The sequence below is a fragment of the Streptomyces sp. NPDC001617 genome, assembly GCF_053596855.1.
Genome location: NZ_JBSFHA010000005.1, coordinates 160,007 through 179,714 on the forward strand (window position 1 = coordinate 160,007; position 19,708 = coordinate 179,714).

At 69.3% G+C, this 19,708-nt stretch carries 20 protein-coding genes and 1 tRNA gene; 13 read left to right on the forward strand and 8 right to left on the reverse strand.

The genetic code is table 11. From position 1 onward, the window contains the following. Nucleotides 1–22: 22 nt before the first annotated feature. The 8 genes from ACWC09_RS06120 to ACWC09_RS06155 all read left to right on the forward strand — a co-directional run bounded on the left by ACWC09_RS06120 (nucleotide 23) and on the right by ACWC09_RS06155 (nucleotide 6,400). Nucleotides 23–883: a helix-turn-helix domain-containing protein gene (locus ACWC09_RS06120; RefSeq protein ID WP_450848971.1), complete on the forward strand. Its 861-nt coding sequence runs from the start codon at nucleotides 23–25 to the stop codon at nucleotides 881–883. Between the two features lie 23 nt (nucleotides 884–906). Continuing rightward, nucleotides 907–981: transfer RNA gene (locus tag ACWC09_RS06125), tRNA-Gln, on the forward strand. A 115-nt stretch (nucleotides 982–1,096) separates the two neighbouring features. After that, nucleotides 1,097–2,545 (forward strand): bifunctional UDP-N-acetylglucosamine diphosphorylase/glucosamine-1-phosphate N-acetyltransferase GlmU, encoded by a 1,449-nt coding sequence (gene glmU / locus ACWC09_RS06130; RefSeq protein ID WP_450848973.1) that lies wholly within the window; start codon nucleotides 1,097–1,099, stop codon nucleotides 2,543–2,545. 75 nt (nucleotides 2,546–2,620) lie between these two features. Further along, nucleotides 2,621–3,601, forward strand: a complete 981-nt coding sequence (locus ACWC09_RS06135) for a ribose-phosphate diphosphokinase (protein WP_450848974.1) — start codon at nucleotides 2,621–2,623, stop codon at nucleotides 3,599–3,601. Between the two features lie 167 nt (nucleotides 3,602–3,768). Then, on the forward strand, nucleotides 3,769–4,365 hold the full coding sequence (locus tag ACWC09_RS06140; protein ID WP_450848976.1) for a 50S ribosomal protein L25/general stress protein Ctc: 597 nt from the start codon (nucleotides 3,769–3,771) through the stop codon (nucleotides 4,363–4,365). A 69-nt stretch (nucleotides 4,366–4,434) separates the two neighbouring features. Continuing rightward, the gene (pth, locus tag ACWC09_RS06145) at nucleotides 4,435–5,037 is read left to right on the forward strand and encodes an aminoacyl-tRNA hydrolase (RefSeq protein WP_450848978.1); all 603 of its coding nucleotides are present in this window, start codon (nucleotides 4,435–4,437) and stop codon (nucleotides 5,035–5,037) included. Between the two features lie 52 nt (nucleotides 5,038–5,089). After that, complete coding sequence (locus ACWC09_RS06150; protein WP_450848980.1) at nucleotides 5,090–5,593, forward strand: hypothetical protein; 504 nt, start codon at nucleotides 5,090–5,092, stop codon at nucleotides 5,591–5,593. Nucleotides 5,594–5,728: 135 nt separating this feature from the next. Continuing rightward, nucleotides 5,729–6,400 (forward strand): LPXTG cell wall anchor domain-containing protein, encoded by a 672-nt coding sequence (locus ACWC09_RS06155; protein ID WP_450848982.1) that lies wholly within the window; start codon nucleotides 5,729–5,731, stop codon nucleotides 6,398–6,400. A 67-nt stretch (nucleotides 6,401–6,467) separates the two neighbouring features. Here the strand turns inward: ACWC09_RS06155 and ppc are convergent, their stop codons facing one another. After that, complete coding sequence (gene ppc / locus ACWC09_RS06160) at nucleotides 6,468–9,200, reverse strand: phosphoenolpyruvate carboxylase (protein WP_450848984.1); 2,733 nt, start codon at nucleotides 9,198–9,200, stop codon at nucleotides 6,468–6,470. Nucleotides 9,201–9,492: 292 nt separating this feature from the next. Between ppc and ACWC09_RS06165 the strand changes: the two genes are divergently transcribed. Together ACWC09_RS06165 and ACWC09_RS06170 are read left to right on the forward strand one after the other, a co-directional pair. Beyond that, nucleotides 9,493–10,500 carry an acyl-CoA desaturase gene (locus ACWC09_RS06165; RefSeq protein ID WP_450848986.1) on the forward strand — a complete coding sequence of 336 codons (1,008 nt, stop codon included), beginning with the start codon at nucleotides 9,493–9,495 and terminating at the stop codon, nucleotides 10,498–10,500. Next, nucleotides 10,497–11,174 (forward strand): TetR family transcriptional regulator, encoded by a 678-nt coding sequence (locus ACWC09_RS06170; protein WP_450848988.1) that lies wholly within the window; start codon nucleotides 10,497–10,499, stop codon nucleotides 11,172–11,174. Before ACWC09_RS06165 ends, ACWC09_RS06170 begins: the two co-directional genes overlap by 4 nt. Before the next feature lie 47 nt (nucleotides 11,175–11,221). On the opposite strand, the gene ACWC09_RS06175 is transcribed toward ACWC09_RS06170, so the two are convergent. From ACWC09_RS06175 to ACWC09_RS06185, 3 genes are read right to left on the reverse strand one after another with little or no spacing between them, the layout of a single operon-like run. Beyond that, nucleotides 11,222–11,395 (reverse strand): CsbD family protein, encoded by a 174-nt coding sequence (locus tag ACWC09_RS06175; protein ID WP_450848990.1) that lies wholly within the window; start codon nucleotides 11,393–11,395, stop codon nucleotides 11,222–11,224. A gap of 53 nt (nucleotides 11,396–11,448) precedes the next feature. Next, the gene (locus ACWC09_RS06180; RefSeq protein ID WP_450848992.1) at nucleotides 11,449–11,820 is read right to left on the reverse strand and encodes a VOC family protein; all 372 of its coding nucleotides are present in this window, start codon (nucleotides 11,818–11,820) and stop codon (nucleotides 11,449–11,451) included. Then, on the reverse strand, nucleotides 11,820–12,644 hold the full coding sequence (locus ACWC09_RS06185) for a trans-aconitate 2-methyltransferase (protein ID WP_450848994.1): 825 nt from the start codon (nucleotides 12,642–12,644) through the stop codon (nucleotides 11,820–11,822). Before ACWC09_RS06185 ends, ACWC09_RS06180 begins: the two co-directional genes overlap by 1 nt. Before the next feature lie 89 nt (nucleotides 12,645–12,733). Between ACWC09_RS06185 and tamR the strand changes: the two genes are divergently transcribed. After that, the gene (gene tamR / locus ACWC09_RS06190) at nucleotides 12,734–13,231 is read left to right on the forward strand and encodes a MarR family transcriptional regulator TamR (RefSeq protein WP_450848996.1); all 498 of its coding nucleotides are present in this window, start codon (nucleotides 12,734–12,736) and stop codon (nucleotides 13,229–13,231) included. Here the strand turns inward: tamR and ACWC09_RS06195 are convergent. Beyond that, nucleotides 13,190–13,957: a LuxR C-terminal-related transcriptional regulator gene (locus tag ACWC09_RS06195; RefSeq protein ID WP_450848998.1), complete on the reverse strand. Its 768-nt coding sequence runs from the start codon at nucleotides 13,955–13,957 to the stop codon at nucleotides 13,190–13,192. The two genes, tamR and ACWC09_RS06195, sit on opposite strands and share 42 nt — an antisense overlap. 255 nt (nucleotides 13,958–14,212) lie before the next feature. Between ACWC09_RS06195 and ACWC09_RS06200 the strand changes: the two genes are divergently transcribed. Next, nucleotides 14,213–14,668 carry a GNAT family N-acetyltransferase gene (locus ACWC09_RS06200; RefSeq protein WP_450849131.1) on the forward strand — a complete coding sequence of 152 codons (456 nt, stop codon included), beginning with the start codon at nucleotides 14,213–14,215 and terminating at the stop codon, nucleotides 14,666–14,668. On the opposite strand, the gene galK is transcribed toward ACWC09_RS06200, so the two are convergent. From galK to galT, 3 genes are read right to left on the reverse strand one after another with little or no spacing between them, the layout of a single operon-like run. Further along, nucleotides 14,661–15,815, reverse strand: coding sequence for a galactokinase (galK, locus tag ACWC09_RS06205; RefSeq protein WP_450849000.1), 1,155 nt, complete (start codon nucleotides 15,813–15,815; stop codon nucleotides 14,661–14,663). The genes ACWC09_RS06200 and galK overlap by 8 nt on opposite strands. After that, nucleotides 15,816–16,778 (reverse strand): UDP-glucose 4-epimerase GalE, encoded by a 963-nt coding sequence (galE, locus tag ACWC09_RS06210; RefSeq protein WP_450849002.1) that lies wholly within the window; start codon nucleotides 16,776–16,778, stop codon nucleotides 15,816–15,818. It lies immediately after the preceding gene. Next, nucleotides 16,778–17,860 (reverse strand): galactose-1-phosphate uridylyltransferase, encoded by a 1,083-nt coding sequence (galT, locus tag ACWC09_RS06215; RefSeq protein ID WP_450849004.1) that lies wholly within the window; start codon nucleotides 17,858–17,860, stop codon nucleotides 16,778–16,780. The genes galE and galT overlap by 1 nt, the downstream gene beginning before the upstream one ends. 148 nt (nucleotides 17,861–18,008) lie before the next feature. On the opposite strand from galT, the gene ACWC09_RS06220 reads away from it, so the two are divergent. Beyond that, on the forward strand, nucleotides 18,009–19,688 hold the full coding sequence (locus tag ACWC09_RS06220) for a sodium:solute symporter family protein (protein WP_450849006.1): 1,680 nt from the start codon (nucleotides 18,009–18,011) through the stop codon (nucleotides 19,686–19,688). Nucleotides 19,689–19,708 lie beyond the last annotated feature (20 nt).

A 19,708-nucleotide genomic window follows, 5' to 3' on the forward strand; every position in this document is an offset into this window, starting at 1 on the left:
GATTCCGGCGGAGTGTGCGGCTATGACAAATCTGTGCGGCAAGTACGAGGACTTCGAGGGGTTGCGCGAGCGGGCGGTGGCGTTGCGGCGGGCGGGACTCAGCCTTCGGCAGATCCGGGACGAGCTCCGGGTCCACAACAAGGAGATCCTTCAGCGCCTGGTCGAAGGCGAGCCCCCGCCTGAATGGACGAAACGACCGCGAGCGAAGGACGATCTGAAGGAGCGGGCACGCGAACTGCGGCGACAAGGCTGGACATACCACCAGATCCAGGCCGAACTGGGCTGCTCGAAGAGCTCGGTGTCCCTCTGGGTGCGGGATCTGCCGACTCCTGAGCCCAAGTGCACGCCGGAGGAACAACGCGCGCGCATGGACGCGGGGCTGGCACGTCTCCGCGCCGCCCAGGGCCAAGAGCGTCAGGCAACCAAGTCGGCCGCGGCAGAAGCCGTGGGCAAGCTGTCCGACCGCGAGTTGTTCCTGTTGGGGGTCGGGCTCTACTGGGCCGAGGGCACCAAGGACAAACCCTACAGCCGACGCGAACTCGTCCTTTTCGTCAACAGCGACCCGGGGATGATCGCCGTCTTCCTGGCCTGGCTGGACCTACTGGAAGTGGAAAGGGATCGCCTGCGTTTCCGCGTAATGATCCACGAGTCCGCCGATGTACCCGCTTCCGAGCAGTACTGGGCCGACTTGGTGGGCGCGGACAAGGGTGCCTTCAACAAGACCACGCTGAAGAAGCACAACCCGAAGACCGTGCGCAAGAACGTGGGCGACTCCTACCGAGGCTGTCTCGTGATCAGCGTCCTACGGAGTGCCGATCTGTACCGTCGCATCGAGGGCACCTGGTACGGCATAGTAGGAGCCGCCACTCGACGACCTGACTGAATGTCCGGTTTAGTCGAGAATATTCCCCCGTGGTGTAATTGGCAGCACTGTGGCTTTTGGTGCCATCTGTCCGGGTTCGAGTCCTGGCGGGGGAGCCATGCTCGGTTCGGGCCCTGACAGCAGTGTCAGGGCCCGCTCTCATGTCCCCCACGAAACGCCCCGGTATCCTGCGGATGTCCACCCCCCACGCATCCAAAGCCGAAGGGCAACCCCGTGAGCGCCATTCGCCCGGCAGCCGTCGTCGTTCTCGCAGCGGGTGAGGGCACCCGTATGAAGTCGGCCACACCCAAGGTCCTGCACGAGATCTGCGGCCGCAGCCTCGTGGGCCACGTGCTCGCCGCCGCCCGTGAGTTGGACCCCGAGAATCTCGTCGTCGTCGTCGGGCACGCGCGCGAGAAGGTCACCGCGCACCTCGCCGAGATCGACCCCGGTGTGCGGACCGCCGTGCAGGCCGAGCAGAACGGCACCGGTCACGCCGTCCGGATCGCCCTGGAGTCCCTCGGCGGCAGCGTCGACGGCACCGTGGTGGTCGTCTGCGGAGACACCCCCCTGCTCAGCGGCGAGACGCTCCGGCAGCTCGCCGCCACCCACTCCGGCGACTCCAACGCCGTCACCGTGCTGACCGCGGAAGTGCCGGACGCCACCGGTTACGGGCGGATCGTGCGCGACCGGAACACCGGCGCCGTCACCGAGATCGTCGAGCACAAGGACGCGAGCGAGGCCCAGCGGGCGATCCGTGAGATCAACTCCGGGGTGTTCGCCTTCGACGGGGAGCTGCTCGCCGAGGCCCTCAAGAAGGTGCGGACGGACAACAGCCAGGGCGAGGAGTACCTCACCGACGTCCTCGGGATTCTGCGCGAGGCCGGACATCGGGTCGGGGCCTGCGTGGCCGCCGATCACCGCGAGATCGCCGGCATCAACAACCGTGTGCAGCTGAGCGAGGCCCGCCGGATCCTCAACGACCTGCTGCTCACCCGCGCCATGCTGGCCGGCGTGACCGTCATCGACCCGGCGACCACCTGGGTCGACGTCACCGTCACCTTCGGGCAGGACGCGATCGTCCACCCCGGCACCCAGCTGCACGGCTCGACGCACCTCGGGGAGGGCGCCGAGGTCGGCCCCAACAGCCGCCTGACGGACACGAAGGTCGGCGCCGGCGCCCGGATCGACAACACCGTGGCCGACGGCGCCGAGGTCGGACCGCACGCCACCGTCGGGCCGTACGCCTATCTCCGCCCCGGCACCCGCCTCGGCGCCAAGGGCAAGATCGGTACGTACGTGGAGACCAAGAACGCCGCCATCGGCGAGGGGACCAAGGTCCCGCACCTCTCCTACGTCGGTGACGCGACCATCGGCGACCACACCAACATCGGTGCCGCCAGCGTGTTCGTGAACTACGACGGCCAGGAGAAGCACCACACCACCGTCGGGTCGCATTGCCGTACAGGCTCGGACAATATGTTTGTGGCACCCGTCACGGTCGGGGACGGCGCGTACACCGCCGCCGGGTCCGTGATCACGAAGGACGTGCCGCCCGGTTCGCTGGCCGTGGCCCGTGGTCAGCAGCGGAATATCGAGGGTTGGGTGGCCCGCAAGCGTCCGGGGAGCGCGGCGGCGAAGGCGGCCGAGGCGGCGTCTCGGCAGGTCGAGGGCGAGGACTGACCGGAAACGAGTGCGTCGAAGTCGGCGTACCGTGATAAGTGCACACCCAGTTGAGACACCTCTGAGGAGACAGCTGTGACCGGGATCAAGACGACCGGCGAGAAGAAGATGATGTTCTTCTCCGGCCGCGCCCACCCCGAGCTTGCCGAGGAGGTCGCCCAGCAGCTGGGTGTCGGGGTCGTCCCGACGAAGGCCTTCGACTTCGCCAACGGCGAGATCTACGTCCGCTACCAGGAGTCGGCCCGCGGTGCCGACTGCTTCGTGATCCAGAGCCACACGGCTCCGATCAACCAGTGGATCATGGAGCAGCTGATCATGATCGACGCCCTGAAGAGGGCCTCGGCGCGCTCCATCACCGTGATCGTGCCGTTCTACGGCTACGCCCGGCAGGACAAGAAGCACCGCGGCCGTGAGCCCATCTCGGCCCGTCTGATCGCCGACCTGATGAAGACGGCGGGTGCGGACCGCATCCTCACCGTCGACCTGCACACGGACCAGATCCAGGGCTTCTTCGACGGGCCCGTCGATCACCTCTTCGCCCTTCCGCTCCTCGCGGACTACGTGGGCCGGAAGGTCGACCGGAACAAGCTGACGGTCGTCTCGCCGGACGCGGGTCGCGTCCGGGTGGCCGACCGCTGGTGCGACCGGCTCGGTGCGCCGCTGGCCATCGTGCACAAGCGGCGCGACAAGGACGTGGCGAACCAGGTGACCGTCCACGAGGTCGTGGGTGAGGTCAAGGGCCGGGTCTGCGTCCTGGTCGACGACATGATCGACACCGGTGGCACCATCTGCGCCGCCGCGGACGCGCTGTTCGCGCATGGCGCCGAGGACGTCATCGTGACGGCGACGCACGGTGTGCTTTCCGGTCCTGCCGCCGACCGGCTGAAGAACTCCCGGGTGAGCGAGTTCATCTTCACGAACACGCTGCCGACGCCGGGCGAGCTGGGCATCGACCTGGACAAGATCACCGTTCTCTCCATCGCGCCGACGATCGCGAGTGCGGTGCGCGAGGTGTTCGAGGACGGTTCGGTGACGAGCCTGTTCGACGAGCAGTAAAGATCCTTTTGGGTACGGCCTCCCTCTCCGAGTAGACTGCTCGAGTTGCTCGGCGAGGGAGGCCGTACTCATGGCGAGATACGGCGGTCCGTTATCGACGCGCTCTTCGTAGCAGGCCGTTCGTGGCCGGGTGACCACGTCTGTGTCTACCTCTACGAGGAGTGATCATGTCCGAGGTAAAGATCTCCGCCGAGACCCGTTCCGAGTTCGGCAAGGGTGCCGCCCGTCGTATCCGTCGTGACGCCAAGGTTCCCGGTGTCCTCTACGGCCACGGTGCGGACCCGCTGCACCTGACCCTCCCGGGCCACGACCTGCTGCTCGCGCTGCGTACGCCGAATGTCCTGATCTCCCTGGACATCGACGGCAAGGCCAACGAGCTGGCGATCCCGAAGTCCGTGCAGCGTGACCCGATCAAGGGCTTCCTGGAGCACGTCGACCTGCTGCTGGTCAAGCGCGGCGAGAAGGTCACGGTCGAGATCCCGGTGCACACCGAGGGCGAGCTGGCCGCCGGTGGCAACCTGCTGGAGCACGTCCTGAACGCGCTGCCGGTCGAGGCCGAGGCCACCCACATCCCCGAGTCGGTCACCGTGTCCATCGAGGGCCTGGAGGCCGGTGCCTCCATCCTCGCCAAGGACATCACGCTGCCGAACGGCACCACGCTGGCCGTCGACGAGGACGCCGTCGTCCTGCAGGTCCTGGCGGCGCAGGCCGAGGAGTCCGCGGAAGGTGAAGAGGCCGCCGGCGAAGAGGTCGCCGAGGCCTGAGCCCGACGCTCACTTTTCTGTCAGCCGCTGTTCCCGTACGGGGCAGCGGCTGGCGCGTATCAAGGAGACATGGACGTGACCACCCCTGCAGGCGCCCCCTGGCTGATCGTCGGCCTCGGGAATCCCGGGCCCGAGTACGCGATGAACCGGCACAACATCGGGTTCATGGTGGCCGATCTGCTGGCCGAGCGGATCGGGGGGAGGTTCAAGCGGGCGGGCAAGGCGCAGGCCCAAGTCGTCGAGGGGCGGATCGGGCCGCCGGGACCGGCGAACCGGCGGGTCGTCCTCGCCAAGCCGATGTCGTACATGAACTTGTCGGGGGGTCCGGTGAACGCGCTGAAGGACTTCTACAAGGTTCCCGTCGCCAACATCGTCGCCATTCATGACGAGTTGGACATCGACTACGGCGTCCTCCGCCTCAAGCTCGGCGGTGGTGACAACGGGCACAACGGGCTGAAGTCGATGACGAAGGCGTTCGGCGCCGACTACCACCGGGTGCGGTTCGGGATCGGGCGGCCTCCGGGGCGTATGCAGGTGGCCGACTTCGTGCTGAAGGACTTCTCCTCCGCCGAGCGCAAGGAGCTGGACTACTTCGTGGACCGGGCGGCGGACGCGGTGGAGTCCCTTGTCATCGATGGGCTGGAGCGGGCGCAAAGCACGTACAACTCCTGACTTGTCCCCCACGGGAACGGGCTGGAGTTGACCGCTCGTAGGGGCATGGCCAATGATCCCGGCCATGCCTGCCACAGCCACCAAGTCCCGTCCGGCCCCGGCCGCCGCCCTGCGGTTCGGTCAGCTCACGGCGATGGGGGCGGTCGCGGTGCTGATCCTGATCGCCGGGGTGTGGGGGTCGTGGAAGACCGCGCCGTACGTGATGCTCACCAAGGGCCGGGAGACCGGCACGGTGGAGGTGACGTCATGCGCCCCGGACACCTGCACGGGCCCCTTCACGCCCCTCTCGCAGGGGGCGCGGGCGCGCGGGAAGGTCGTCATGGACAAGACGGTCGCCGTGAAGAAGGGGCAGACCTACACGGTCGTGGTGAAGCCCGGAACCGATGAGGTGATGCGGTCCGGGCCGTCCGGAATCCTGTACTCCTGGGTGCCGTTGGGCGGGGCGCTGCTGCTGGCGTCGGTCGTCGTCGCGGGCGGGCTGCGGCGGACGCGGGTCGCCTGGGTCATGGCGGGGTCGGGGATCGCGCTGCTCACGGCGGCGTTCGTGACGATCTGAGGGTTGCGCGTGTTCTCCATGTCTGTGGAGGAACTGAGCGTTGCCTGTTCGTGATTGACCTTCGGTCAGCCGGGGCTGGATGCTGAGCCGCCCCCTCCACATCTTCCCGTCCGTAACTCGAAGATGGACTGCCCCATGCGTACCCTCAGCCGCGTCGGCGCCCTGTGCGCCGTCGCCGCGGCCGCGCTGCTCGCCGCGCCCGTCGCCGCCCACGCCACCGCTCCCGGAGACAACGGGACCGTGAAGATCCACGACGCCGCGACCGGAGAGGACCTCAGGCGCAACGAGCCGCACGTCTGCACGTTCTACCTGGACGCGTTCGGCTTCGACGCCGTCCAGCAGGTCGACTGGCATATCGAGGCCTGGGCGCCGACCGCCGCCACCAAGGGCGCGACGGTCAAGACCGGCGCCATCACCCTCGACGCCCAGGGGCACGGCCGTACGGAGGACCTGTCGCTGCCCGACGGCCACTACAAGCTGTTCTGGAACTTCGACGGCGAGAAGGGCGCCGCCAAGCACAAGGTGTTCTGGACGGACTGCGCCGCCGACGACCCGAAGGGCGACAGTTCCACGACGCCCACGACGCCCACGACGCCCACGGCGACGCCGGCTGCGTCGGCCTCCGCGTCCGCCTCGCCGGGGGCGGCCGCGCCGACACCCTCCTCGTCGCCGTCCGCGCAGGGCAGCGGCTCGGGCGACGACCTCGCCGAGACCGGCAACGGCACCCCCGTCGGCCTGCTCTCCGGCGTCGCCGCCGCGTTGCTGGCAGGCGGCGGGTACCTCCTGGTCCGCAGGCGCCGGGCCTGACGCGGAGGAGAACGAGGGTGCCCCCGAGCTCGCACGAAGCTCGGGGGCACCCTCGTGTGCGCGTGGCTCAGCCGGTGTTGCGCAGGCCCGCCGCCACGCCGTTGACCGTGAGGAGCAGGGCGCGGGCCAGGAGCGGGTCGGGGTCCTGGCCGGCGGCTGCCGCGTCGCGCTGGCGCTTGAGCAGGGTCACCTGGAGGTAGGAGATCGGGTCCAGGTAGGCGTCGCGGATGCTGAACGTCTGCTTCAACACCGGGGTGGCGTCGAGGAGTTCGGGCTCGCCGGTGACGCGCAGGACCTCGCGGACGGTCAGCTCGTGCTCGGCCTTGATGGTGGCGAACACGTGCTTGAGGTCGTCCGGGACGAGGGTGTCGACGTAGTGGGAGGCGATCCGCAGGTCGGTCTTCGCGAGCGTCATCTCGACGTTGGAGATGAAGTTGCGGAAGAAGTGCCACTGCTCGTGCATCTCGTCGAGCACGGTGTCCAGGCCCGCTTCGCGCAGTGCCTTCAGTCCGGAGCCGACGCCGAACCAGCCGGGGACGATCTGGCGGGACTGGGTCCAGCCGAAGACCCATGGGATGGCGCGCAGGCCGTCGAGACCTGCCCCGGAGTCGGGGCGGCGCGAGGGCCGCGAGCCCAGGTGCAGGTCGGCGAGCTGGTCGACCGGTGTGGAGGCGAAGAAGTAGGCGGGCAGGTCGGGGTCCTCGACCAGGCGGCGGTAGGCGGCCTCGGCGGCGTTGCTCACCACGTCCATGGCCGCGTCCCAGCGGGCCAGCGCCTCGACCGACTGGCGGGGCGCGGTGTGCAGGGCGGAGGCCTGGAGCGTGGCCGCGACCGTCAGTTCCAGGTTCTCTCGGGCCAGGGACGGCACGAGGTACTTGTCGGAGATGACCTCGCCCTGCTCGGTCACCTTGATCTCGCCCTCCAGGGTGCCCCAGGGCTGGGCGAGGATCGCGTCGTGCGAGGGGCCGCCGCCGCGGCCGACGGTGCCGCCGCGGCCGTGGAAGAGGCGGAGGCGGACGCCGTACCGGTGTGCGACGTCACGCAGGCGCCGCTGGGCGCGGTGGATCTCCCACTGGGAGGTCGTGATGCCGCCGAACTTGGAGGAGTCGGAGTAGCCGAGCATGACCTCCTGGACGTCGCCCCGCAGGGCGACCAGCCGTCGGTAGGACGGGTCGGAGAGCATGTCCTCCAGGATGGTGTCGGCGGCCTTGAGCTCGTCGGTGGTCTCCAGGAGCGGCACGATGCCGATCTTCGCCCAGCCTGCGTGCAGGTCGATCAGACCCGCCTCGCGGGCGAGCACGGCGGCCGCGAAGACGTCGTCGGCGCCCTGGCACATCGAGATGATGTACGACTCGATGACCTCGGGCCCGAAGACGGAGAGGGCCCGCTTGACCGTCTCGAACACGCCGAGGGTCTTCGCACCGGCCGCGTCCACCGGCGCCGGGGTCGGGGCCAGCGGCCTCCTCGACCGCAGCTCCTTGGCGAGCAGCCTGGCCCGGTACTCGCGGGGCATGTCGACGTACCGCCAGGACTCCTCGCCCAGGCGGTCGAAGAGCTGGCCGAGGGCGTGGTGGTGGGCGTCCGCGTGTTCGCGTACGTCCATCGTCGCGAGCTGGAGGCCGAAGGCGGCCAGCGTGCGGATGGTGCGGTCCAGGCGGCCGTCGGCGAAGAGGCTGCCGCGGTGCTCGCGCAGGGATGTCTGGATGAGGGTGAGGTCGGCCAGCAGCTCGGCGGTGCCGAGGTAGTCGTGGCCCTCCTCGTGCGGGATGCCCCGGGCCAGGCGCTGCTTGGTGTTCTCCAGCTTCTGCCGGATGCAGGTGGCCTTGAGGCGGTACGGCTCCTCGGCGTTCAGCCGCTTGTAGCGGGGGCTGATCTCCGGGAGGCGGTCCAGGTCGGCCTGCAGCGACTCCAGCAGCTCCTCGGTGGCGCCCGTGTAGCGGATGGAGTTGGAGAGGAAGCCACGCAGCTCGTCGATCATCTCCAGGGCGTCGTTGATGCCGTGCTCGTGCTGGAGGATCAGGACGTCCCAGGTGACCTGGGGGGTGACGTTCGGGTTGCCGTCGCGGTCGCCGCCGATCCAGGTGCCGAAGGTGAGCGGGCGGGTGTGGTCGGGAAGTCTGACGCCGACCCGCTCCAGCTCCGCCGTCAGGTCCTCCAGGACGTCACCCACCGCACCCGCGTGCAGCTCGTCGAGGTAGTAGATGGCGTTGCGGGCCTCGTCGGCCGGCTCCGGGCGTACGACCCGCAGCTCGTCGGTCTGCCACACCAGGTCGATGTTCTCGGCAAGCCGGGTGTCGTAGCGGCGGCGGTCGGACTCGATGACCGGGGTCTCCAGGAGCGCGGCGATGCGCCGGAGCTTGTTCAGGACCGAGCGGCGCGCGGCCTCCGTCGGGTGCGCCGTGAACACCGGACGAACATTGAGGTGGGCGACCGTCTCGCGCAGGTGCTCGGGGTCGGCGTCCTTGAGGCGGTCGGCCGTACGGGCCAGCAGGCCGCCCTCGGCTGCGCGCCTGGCGCGCAGCTCGCGGCCCCGGTGGACCTGCTCGGTGACGTTGGCCAGGTGGAAGTAGGTGGAGAAGGCGCGGACCAGCTTGGCCGCGGTCTCCAGTTCGGTGCCGCGCAACAGTTCGGCGGCGGCCTCTCCGTCCTCGCGGGTGAGGCGGCGGACCTTTTCGACGAGTTCCAGCAGCTCGGGGCCCTCCTGGCGGACGAGGGTCTCGCCCAGGAGGTCGCCCAGCCGGCGGATGTCGGCGCGCAGCTCACTGCTTGTCGTCGTGGTCTGGTCGTCGGCACTGCTCACAGGTGCGGCTCCTTGCAGTGTTGAAGCTCGTCCGGGAGGGGAACCCGGCTGACCGGGCCGCGCGGCGGCTGCCGCATACGGCCCTGACTTCCGGGAAGGAATCAGAGCGGACCGCGCTGTCCGACCGACTCCAAGGATAGGTGTCCATGCGGACGCGCAGACTCTCGGGCTCTTGCCGCCGGACGGCGCACTGCCATACTTACGATGCCGTAGGTTACGGAACCGTAGGAAGATGTGCCGGACTCCGCCGACCTGGCATCTCTCACAACCCTCGACCCCACAGGGGACGCCCATGACCACGAGCTCCGATGTGATCGACGACGCCCCGAAGTCGACCGACACCCCGATTCCCTCGGCCACGCTGGGCGGTGAGCAGAAGCGGTCGATCGAGCAGATCACCCTGCTGCTGTTCATCACCGTTCCGTTCCTCGCGCTGCTGGCGGCGGTGCCGCTGGCGTGGGGCTGGGGGGTGAGCTGGCTCGACGTCGGTCTGCTGGTCTTCTTCTACTACCTCGGCTGTCACGGCATCACGATCGGTTTCCACCGCTACTTCACGCACGGTTCCTTCAAGGCCAAACGGCCGCTCCGGATCGCCCTGGCGATCATGGGGTCGCTGGCGGTCGAGGGCCCACTGGTCCGCTGGGTGGCGGACCATCGCAAGCACCACAAGTTCTCGGACGCGGAGGGTGACCCGCACTCCCCGTGGCGTTTCGGGGAGACGGTCCCGGCGCTGATGAAGGGCCTGTGGTGGGCGCACATCGGCTGGATGTTCGACGAGGAGCAGACGCCGCAGGACAAGTACGCGCCGGATCTGATCAAGGACCCGGTGATCCGTGCGATCTCCCGTCAGTTCATCTTCTGGACGATGCTCTCCCTGGCCCTGCCCCCGCTGGTCGGCGGCCTGGTGACCATGTCGTGGTGGGGCGCGTTCACGGCGTTCTTCTGGGGATCGCTCGTTCGGGTGGCCCTGCTCCATCACGTGACCTGGTCGATCAACTCGATCTGCCACGCGGTCGGCAAGCGCCCCTTCAAGTCCCGTGACCGCTCCGGCAACGTCTGGTGGCTCGCGGTCCTGTCCTGCGGCGAGTCCTGGCACAACCTGCACCACGCCGACCCGACCTCCGCGCGGCACGGTGTGATGCGCGGCCAGGTGGACTCGTCGGCCCGGCTCATCCGCTGGTTCGAGGCGTTCGGCTGGGCGTACGACGTGCGCTGGCCGTCACGCTCGCGTATCGATTCGCGCCGGAACACCGGGGAAGAGGGCTCTCGGCGCCGGAAGGAGACAGCCAAGGCGGCATGATTGACGCCGTGGCGACCGATCCGAGCAGCACCGAGAGCACCGACAAACCGCGGCGAGTGCGGCGGACCCGTATGACCGGCGCCGAGCGCCGTCAGCAGCTGCTGGAGATCGGCCGCACCCTCTTCGCCGCCAAGGGCTTCGAGGGCACGTCGGTGGAGGAGATCGCGGCCAAGGCCGGGGTGTCCAAGCCGGTGGTGTACGAGCACTTCGGCGGCAAGGAGGGCCTCTACGCGGTGGTCGTGGACCGCGAGATGCGGCGGCTGCTGGACATGGTCACCGGCTCCCTGACCGCCGGCCACCCCCGTGAGCTGCTCGAACAGGCGGCCTTCGCGCTCCTCGACTACATCGAGGAGTACACGGACGGCTTCCGCATCCTGGTCCGCGACTCCCCCATCCCCCAGTCGACGGGCTCCTTCGCCTCCCTCATCTCGGACATCGCCACCCAGGTGGAGGACATCCTCGGCAAGGAGTTCAAGAGCCGCGGCTTCGACCCCAAGCTCGCCCCGCTCTACGCGCAGGCCCTGGTCGGCATGGTCGCGCTGACCGGTCAGTGGTGGCTGGACGTGCGCCGCCCGAAGAAGGCGGAGGTCGCGGCCCACCTGGTGAACCTGGCGTGGCACGGTCTGGACGGGCTGGAGCAGAAGCCGCGACTGATAGGGCACCGGAAGAGCTGAGGCTCCCGGTGCCCATGAAGGTGCCGGTCGGTGCCGGCCCGTGCGGGTCAGTGCTTGAAGGTGTCCTTCGCCTTCTCCTTGGCCTGGCGTGCGTCGCCCTTGGCCTGTCCGAGACGGCCTTCGGCTTCCATCCGCTCGTTGCCGACGGCGCGCCCCATCATTTCCTTGGCCTTGCCCTTGGCCTGTTCCTTCTTGCCCTTGGCCTTCTGGTCCTTCGCCACCGTCGATCACTCCCTGCCAGGTCGGACTTCGGTGTCACCACGGCGAGTAGCCGTCACGGCGCGGCGCAAACGCCCTCCAGGAACTCCAGCCGATTGCCCACCGGGTCCTCGGAGTAGAACCGCCGGCACCCCGGCAGATCGTGGTCCCACGCGACCCTGGCGCCCCGCGCCTCCAGCCGGGCGGCGTACGCCTCGATGTCCCTGACCCGCAGCCCCGGGTGGGCCTTCCTGGCCGGCCGGAAGTCCTCGTCGATCCCCAGGTGCAGCTGTACGGCCCCCGCCCCGAACCAGCACCCTCCCCTCACGGCGAGCACCGGCGGTTTGGGGATCTCGGTCATGCCCAGCACCTCGACGTAGTACGCGCGCAGACGGTCCTCCGACCCGGCCGGCGCGGCGAGCTGGACATGGTCGACGGCGACCAGCATCACGCCCCCTTCCGGGCCACGGCGAAGATACGGCGGAACGGGAACGGCGTGCCGTACGCGGTGCCCGGATAGGCCTCCCGCAGGGCCGCCCGGTACTCGGCGACGAACGCGTCCCGCGCCTCGGGATCGTCGGCGAGGGCGGTGAGGACCGGCCGCAGCCCCGTCCCCTTCACCCAGTCCAGCACCGGGTCCTCGCCGCCGAGCAGATGCACGTACGTGGTCTCCCACACGTCCGCCTCGCAGCCGAGGGCGGTGAGGCGCTGCAGGTAGGCGGTCGGCTCCAGCACCGCGTCGTCGTGCCGGAGGGTCTCGGCGAGGCGGTCCTTCCAGCGTGCGGAGTGGGCGATCTCGCGCATCAGCTGATGGCTGGGGGCGGAGAAGTTGCCGGGCACCTGGAAGGCGAAGGCGCCGCCGGGGACGAGTCCCGCGATCCACTCCCCGAACCGCTCGGCGTGCCCGGGGACCCACTGCAGGGTGGCGTTGCTGACGATGAGGTCGTACGGCGTCCCGGGCGCCCAGGTCCGTACGTCCGCGTGGGCGAAGGCGAGCCGGCCGCCGCCCGAGGTCGGGCCCTCGTGCTCGACGTGCGCCTGGTCGAGCATCTCGGGCGAGTTGTCGTAGCCGGTGATGCGGGCGGTGGGCCAGCGGTCGGCGAGGAGGACGGTGACGTTGCCGGGGCCGCAGCCGAGGTCGGCGACGGCCGGCCGCTCGGAGGGCAGCTCGGGGATGCGGGCGAGCAGGTCGACGAAGGGACGGGCGCGGTGACCGGCGTGACGGAGGTACTGGGCGGGGTCCCAGGCAGGGGCGTTCATGGCGGCATTCATGACTCCCACCTTCCCCGGATATTTATCTTGACGTCAAGAGAGTCGACATCAAGAGACTTCACATCGACACAACCACTACACTGATCGTCATGGAGGACGAGGTCGATCGGCTGGTCACTGCGTGGCGCCGGGAGCGCCCGGACCTCGACGTGGAACCGCTCGAGGTGCTCAGCCGGGTGAGCAGACTGGCCCGGCATCTGGACCGGGCGCGGCGTCTGGCATTCGCCGAGCACAGCCTGGAGCCCTGGGAGTTCGACGTCCTGACGGCGCTGCGGCGCGCGGGATCGCCGTATCAGCTCTCCCCGGGACAGCTCCTCACCCAGACCCTGGTCACCTCCGGCACGATGACGAACCGCATCGACCGGCTGGCGAAGAAGGGCCTGGTGGAGCGGTTGCCCGATCCGAGCGACCGGCGTGGTGTGCTGGTGCGGCTGACGGACGAGGGCCGGGACCGCGCGGACCAGGCCCTCGCGGGACTGCTGGACCAGGAGCGGGCGATCCTCGCGGAACTCTCCCGCGCCCAGCGGGGCGAACTGGCGGGGCTGCTACGCCAGCTGACCGCCCCGTTCGACAACATCCCCGGCTAGGTCGACGGGCCCGACGCCGGCGCGACGGGCGAGGGCGACGGCGGCCAGGGTGGAGTGCACGCCCAGCTTGCCGAGGACGTTCTGCATATGCGTACGCACGGTGTGGGGCGAGAGGAACAACCGCTCGGCGACGGCCTTCCTGCCCAGCCCGGCGACCATGCACCTGAGCACTTCCCGTTCCCTCGGCGTGAGGGACTCGACGAGCCGCTCGCTCTCGGTGCGGTGCTTGCGCGCCGCGGTGAGCTCCCTGAGCACCCCCGTCAGCAGGGCGGGCGGCAGATGCGTCTCGTCCCGCAGCACGCCCCGGATGACATTGAGCAGCCGGGACAGCGAGCAGTCCTTGGCCACCCAGCCGGAGGCCCCGGCCTGCAGGGCGAGCGCGGCGCGGCGCGGGTCGTCCTTCTCGGCGAGCACGACGATCCGTACGCCCGGCTGCCCGGAACGCACTCCGGCGACCAGCGAGATCCCGTCGACGAGACCGTCCTCGTTGTTGTCGTGCACGGGCACGGCGGGCCGTACGCCGGGCAGGTTGCCGCCCAGGTCGGCGTCGACGAGCAGCACGTCGAAGCGGCGCCCCTCGGCGGCCGCGCGCTCCAGGCTGCGCAGCGCGGCGGGACCGCTGCCGGCGGCGGAGACGTCGACGTCGGGCTCGGCCGCCAGGGCTGCGGCGAGCGACTCGGCGAAGATGCGATGGTCGTCGACGACCAGGACTCGGATGCGAACCACGAAACCCCCTTCCCCAAGCTCCTGAAGAGCAGGGGACCCCTTTGTGTCGGGAGACGGAACGGGCGCAGATACGACGCCCGAAGCGCGATGGCCGCACGGCCGCCGCCGTGCACGAACTGCTACCCCCACTTCGGGCGTCGTACCCGACTGTCTCGCCCCCTGATCAGCACCGGCCCCCACCGGTGCTGTTCATCAGGGTACGGCCGGGGGCCAGGAGCGGAAGGTAATTTGCAGAACTGGCTGTCCGACGCGTTTATCGTGAGCCGCATGTTTCGTCTTGAGACAGAAGTCGACAAGGCCCGGCGCGATCTTCTCCGAACGCGGCTGAGAGACAACAACACAGCCGCCTCCCCCGTCCTGCGCGCCCTGCGCGGAACCCCAGGTGAGCGCGAACTTCCCCTCCACGTCTGGGCGTTGGACGCCTCCGACGACCTGGCGGCAGGCCTGGTGGGCCACACCTGGACGAGCTGGCTCCACGTGACCTACCTGTGGGTCGACGAACGCCACCGCGGCACCGGCCTGGGTTCGCAACTGCTTGCGAAGGCGGAGCACATCGCCCGGTACGAGCGGGGCTGCACCTCCGCGCGCCTGGAGACATGGGACTTCCAGGCACCGGGCTTCTACCGGAAGCAGGGTTACGAGGTGGTCTGCGTGATCCCCGACTATCCGCCGGGGATCACGGAGTACACACTGACGAAGCGGCTCAGCTGAGCCTGCGCGCCCCCGCCGCCGGCACCGCCTCGAACACCCTCGGCGCGGTGAAGCCGGCCGTCGTGAAGGCCTCTTCGACGGCCTTGGTGATCGTGTCCACGTCGGTCGCCTCGGCGAGGACGATCGCCGAGCCGCCGAAGCCGCCGCCCGTCATGCGGGCGCCGAGGGCGCCGGAGGCCAGGGCCGTGTCCACCACCAGGTCCAGCTCGGGGCAGGAGATGCGGAAGTCGTCCCGGAGCGAGGCGTGGCCCGCCACCAGGACCGGGCCGATCGCCCGTGTCTCGCCCGACTCCAGCAGGGCGACCACCTTCTCCACCCGCTCGTCCTCCGTGACGACGTGGCGGACCAGGCGGACCGCCTCCTCGTCGTCGCCGAGACGGGAGAGTGCCGCGTCGAGGTCCTCATAGGCGACATCCCTGAGCGCGTCCACGCCCAGCAGCGCCGCGCCCCGCTCGCAGCCCGCGCGCCGCTTGCCGTACTCGCCCTCGTTGTGGGCGTGCTTGACGCGGGTGTCCACCACCAGCAGGCGCATGCCCTCGGCGGCCAGGTCGAAGGGGATCTGCTTCTGGGAGAGGTCCCGGGTGTCGAGGAACAGGGCGTGGCCCTCCTCGCAGCAGGCCGACGCCGTCTGGTCCATGATGCCGGTGGGGGCGCCGACGTAGACGTTCTCGGCGCGCTGGCACAGGCGTGCCAACTGCCAGCGCTGCAGACCGAGTTCGTAGAGGTCGTTGAGGGCCAGGGCGACCACGACCTCCAGGGCCGCCGACGACGACAGGCCCGCACCCGAAGGCACCGTCGAGGCCAGGTGGACGTCCGCGCCGGTCACCGGGTGGCCGGCCTCGCGCAGGGCCCAGACCACGCCCGCCGGGTACGCCGTCCAGCTCCTGTCCGACTCCGGCTGCAGAGCGTCCAGTCGCAGCTCCACGACGCCGCCCTCGACGTCCGCCGAGTGCAGGCGCAGTACGCCGTCCTCGCGGCGCGCGACCGCCGCGACCGCCGTGTGCGGCAGCGCGAAGGGCATCACGAAGCCGTCGTTGTAGTCGGTGTGCTCACCGATGAGGTTGACGCGGCCGGGCGCCGACCAGACGCCCTCGGGCTCGGTTCCGTAGAGCTCCACGAAACCGGCCCGCACCTGCTCTGCGCCCACTTACTGCTCCCTTGCGATGTGCTGAGCGAACTCCCACGCGTCCGCGACGATCCCCGCGAGGTCCGCGCGGGACGGGTTCCAGCCCAGCTTCTCGCGGGCCGCGGCGGCCGATGCCACCAGGACCGCCGGGTCACCGCCCCGGCGCGGGGCCACGACCTCGGGGATCGGGTGGCCGGTGACCTTGCGGACCGTCTCGATGACCTCGCGGACCGAGAAGCCCTCGCCGTTGCCGAGGTTGCAGATCAGGTGCTCGCCGGGGGTGGCGGCCGCGACGGCGAGCAGATGGGCCTCGGCCAGGTCCGCGACGTGGATGTAGTCGCGGATGCAGGTGCCGTCGGGGGTCGGGTAGTCGTCGCCGAAGACGGAGATGGCGTCCCGCCTGCCCTGGGCGACCTGGAGGACCAGGGGGATCAGGTGCGACTCGGGGTCGTGGCGCTCGCCCTGTGCGCCGTACGCGCCCGCCACGTTGAAGTAGCGGAGGGAGACGGCACCGAGCCCATGGGCCGCCGCCTCACCCGTGATCATGTGGTCGACGGCGAGCTTCGTGGCGCCGTACGGGTTGGTCGGGGCGGTCTCCGCCGTCTCGACGATCGGCACCTCCTTCGGCTCGCCGTACGTGGCGGCCGTGGAGGAGAAGACGAGCTTGCGGACACCGGCCTCGCGCATCGCGCCGAGCAGCGCCATCGTGCCGCCGACGTTGTTGTCCCAGTACTTCTCGGGCTTGACGACCGACTCGCCGACCTGTGACGACGCGGCGAAGTGCAGCACGGCCTCGAAGGAGGGGTCCAGCCACTTCGCGGCGTCGCGGATGTCGCCCTCGACGAAGGTCGCGCCGGCGGGGACGCCCTCCCGGAAACCCGTCGAGAGGTTGTCGAGCACGACCACCTCGTGGCCGGCCTCCAGCAGGTGCTGGGCGACGACACTGCCGACGTAACCCGCGCCACCCGTCACCAGGTACTTCATCAACTCGCTACCTCTCGCAGTCGCTCGGCCGCGGCCTCCGGCCGGATGTCGTTGATGAACACGCTCATGCCGGACTCGGAACCCGCGAGGAACTTCAGCTTGCCGGAGGTTCGGCGGATGGTGAAAAACTCGAGGTGGAGCGCGAAGTCGTCACGGTTGACGCCCTCGAACTCCTCCAGCGCGCCGAACGGGGCCTGGTGCCAGGCCGCGATGTAGGGCGTGGGCGGTTCACCTGCCCCTTCTTTCCCTCCGTCCCGCCCGTCGAAGATCCGGTCGAAGCGCCTCAAGAGTTCCAGATACACCTTGGGGAACTCTGTGCGCGCGCTTTCGTCGAGCCCGAGCAGATCGGGGACGCGGCGCTTCGGGTACAGGTGCACCTCGTACGGCCAGTGCGCCGCGTACGGCACGAAGGCCAGCCAGTGCTCACTCTCCAGGACGACCCGCTCGTCGGCGAGTTCACGCTCCAGGACGGCGTCGAAGAGGTTCTCCCCGCCGGTCATCTCCTTGTGCTGGGCCAGCTGGCGCAGCATCAGGGAGGTGCGCGGGGTGGTGAAGGGGTACGCGTAGATCTGGCCGTGCGGGTGGCCCAGGGTCACGCCGATCTCGGCGCCGCGGTTCTCGAAGCAGAACACCTGCTCGACCGAGGGCAGGTGCGACAGCTCGGACGTCCGGTCCGTCCACGCCTCCAGGACCAGTGCGACCTGCTCCTCCGTGAGGTCGGCGAAGGACGCGTTGTGGTCGGAGGTGAAGCAGACGACCTCGCAGCGGCCCGAGTCGCCGGCCAGCGAGGGGAAGCGGTTCTCGAAGACGACGACGTCGTACGACGAGTCCGGGATCTCGCTCAGCCGGTCGCCCTGGGAGGGGCACAGGGGGCACTCGTCGGCCGGGGGGTGGTAAGTGCGGCCCTGGCGGTGCGAGGCGATGGCGACCGAGTCGCCGAGCAGTGGGTCGCGGCGGATCTCCGAGGTGGTGACGGTCCGCTCCAGCGGACGCTTGTCCACCGCGTCGCGCACGGTGTCGTCCCTCAGGTCGTAGTAGATGAGCTCGCGACCGTCGGCCAACGAGGTCGAGGTCTTCTTCACGCCACGGCTCCTCACTTACGCAACCCTCAACAGAACTAAACATAATAAACCACAAGGCAACAGTGACGTCAATGGTCAGGAGCCTGTGACGAGTAAGTCGCACGGTGTGAGCAGGCGTATGTTCCATGGGGAGGGCATAGATACGTGCATGCAAACCCCCACCCATCTGGCTGCAGAGCTCCGTCTCCCCACGAACGGACTCGACTACACGATCCTCGGCATCTACTTCGCCGTGGTCCTGGGCATCGGTTTCGCCGCCCGCAGATCGGTGAAGACCAGCCTCGACTTCTTCCTCTCGGGACGCTCGCTGCCGGCCTGGATCACCGGACTCGCCTTCATCTCCGCCAACCTGGCCGCCACCGAGATCCTCGGCATGGCCGCCAACAGCGCGCAGTACGGCGCGTACACCGTCCACTGGTACTGGATCGGCGCCATCCCGGCCATGGTCTTCCTCGGCCTGGTGATGATGCCTTTCTACTACGGCAGCAAGGTGCGCTCGGTCCCCGAGATGCTGCTGCTGCGCTTCGACACGTGGGCGCACCTGCTGAGTTCGGCACTGTTCGCGTTCGCGGCCATCCTGATCGCCGGGGTGAACCTCTACGCCCTCGCGATCGTCGTCGAGGCGCTGCTGGGCTGGCCGCAGTGGGTGGCGATCGTGGTGGCCGGCGCCTTCGTGCTGGCGTACATCACCCTGGGTGGTCTGTCGTCGGCGATCTACAACGAGGTGCTGCAGTTCTTCGTGATCCTGGCGGCGCTGATCCCGATCGTCGTGCTGGGCCTGAAGAAGGTCGGCGGCTGGGGCGGCCTGACCGACAAGCTCACCGCCACCCACGGCGCGAACTTCACCACCGCGTGGGGCGGCACGGGCATCGGCAGCGCGAACCCGCTGGGCGCCAACTGGCTGACCATCGTCCTGGGCCTGGGCTTCGTGCTCTCCTTCGGCTACTGGACGACCAACTTCGCCGAGGTGCAGCGCGCACTGTCCGCGAAGAACCTGTCCGCGGCCCAGCGCACCCCGCTGATCGCCGCGTACCCGAAGATCTTCATCGTCTTCCTGGTGATGATCCCGGGGCTGGTGGCCGCCGCCCTGGTCCCCGGCTTCGGCACCGCCAAGTCGGGCTACCAGTACAACCACGCCATCCCGTACCTGATGCAGAAGCTGCTGCCCAACGGTGTCCTGGGCATCGCCGTGACCGGTCTGCTGGCCGCCTTCATGGCGGGCATGGCGGCGAACGTGTCGTCCTTCAACACGGTGTTCACCAACGACATCTGGTCCCGGTACGTGGTCAGGGGCCGCGAGGACGCGTACTACGTCCGCTTCGGCCGCCTGATCACGGTGCTCGGCGTCGCCGCCTCGGTCGGCACGGCGTTCCTCGCCTCGTCCTTCTCGAACATCATGAGCTACCTCCAGACGCTGTTCTCCTTCTTCAACGTGCCGATGTTCGTCGTCTTCATCGTCGGCATGTTCTGGAAGCGCGCGTCCGTCAAGTCCGGCTTCTGGGGCCTGCTCGCCGGCACCGTCTCGGCGATGGTCAACTACTTCTGGATCTACAAGCACGGCATCATCGACATCCCCACCGACCAGGGCGCCAACTTCGTCTCCGCGATCGTGGGCTTCGTGGCGGGTGCGGTGGTGATGGTCGCCGTGTCCCTCTTCACCCGGCCCAAGCCGGCCGAGGACCTCCAGGGCCTGGTCTACGGCACCGTCTCCCCCGGCATGACCGAGCCCCCCGCCGCCGGCGACGACGCCTGGTATCGCAGGCCGGCCCTGCTGGGCTGGGGTGCGGTGATCATCGCCGCCGCCTGCTACATCCCGTTCTCGTTCTGACCGCGGGAGGATGGAGAGAC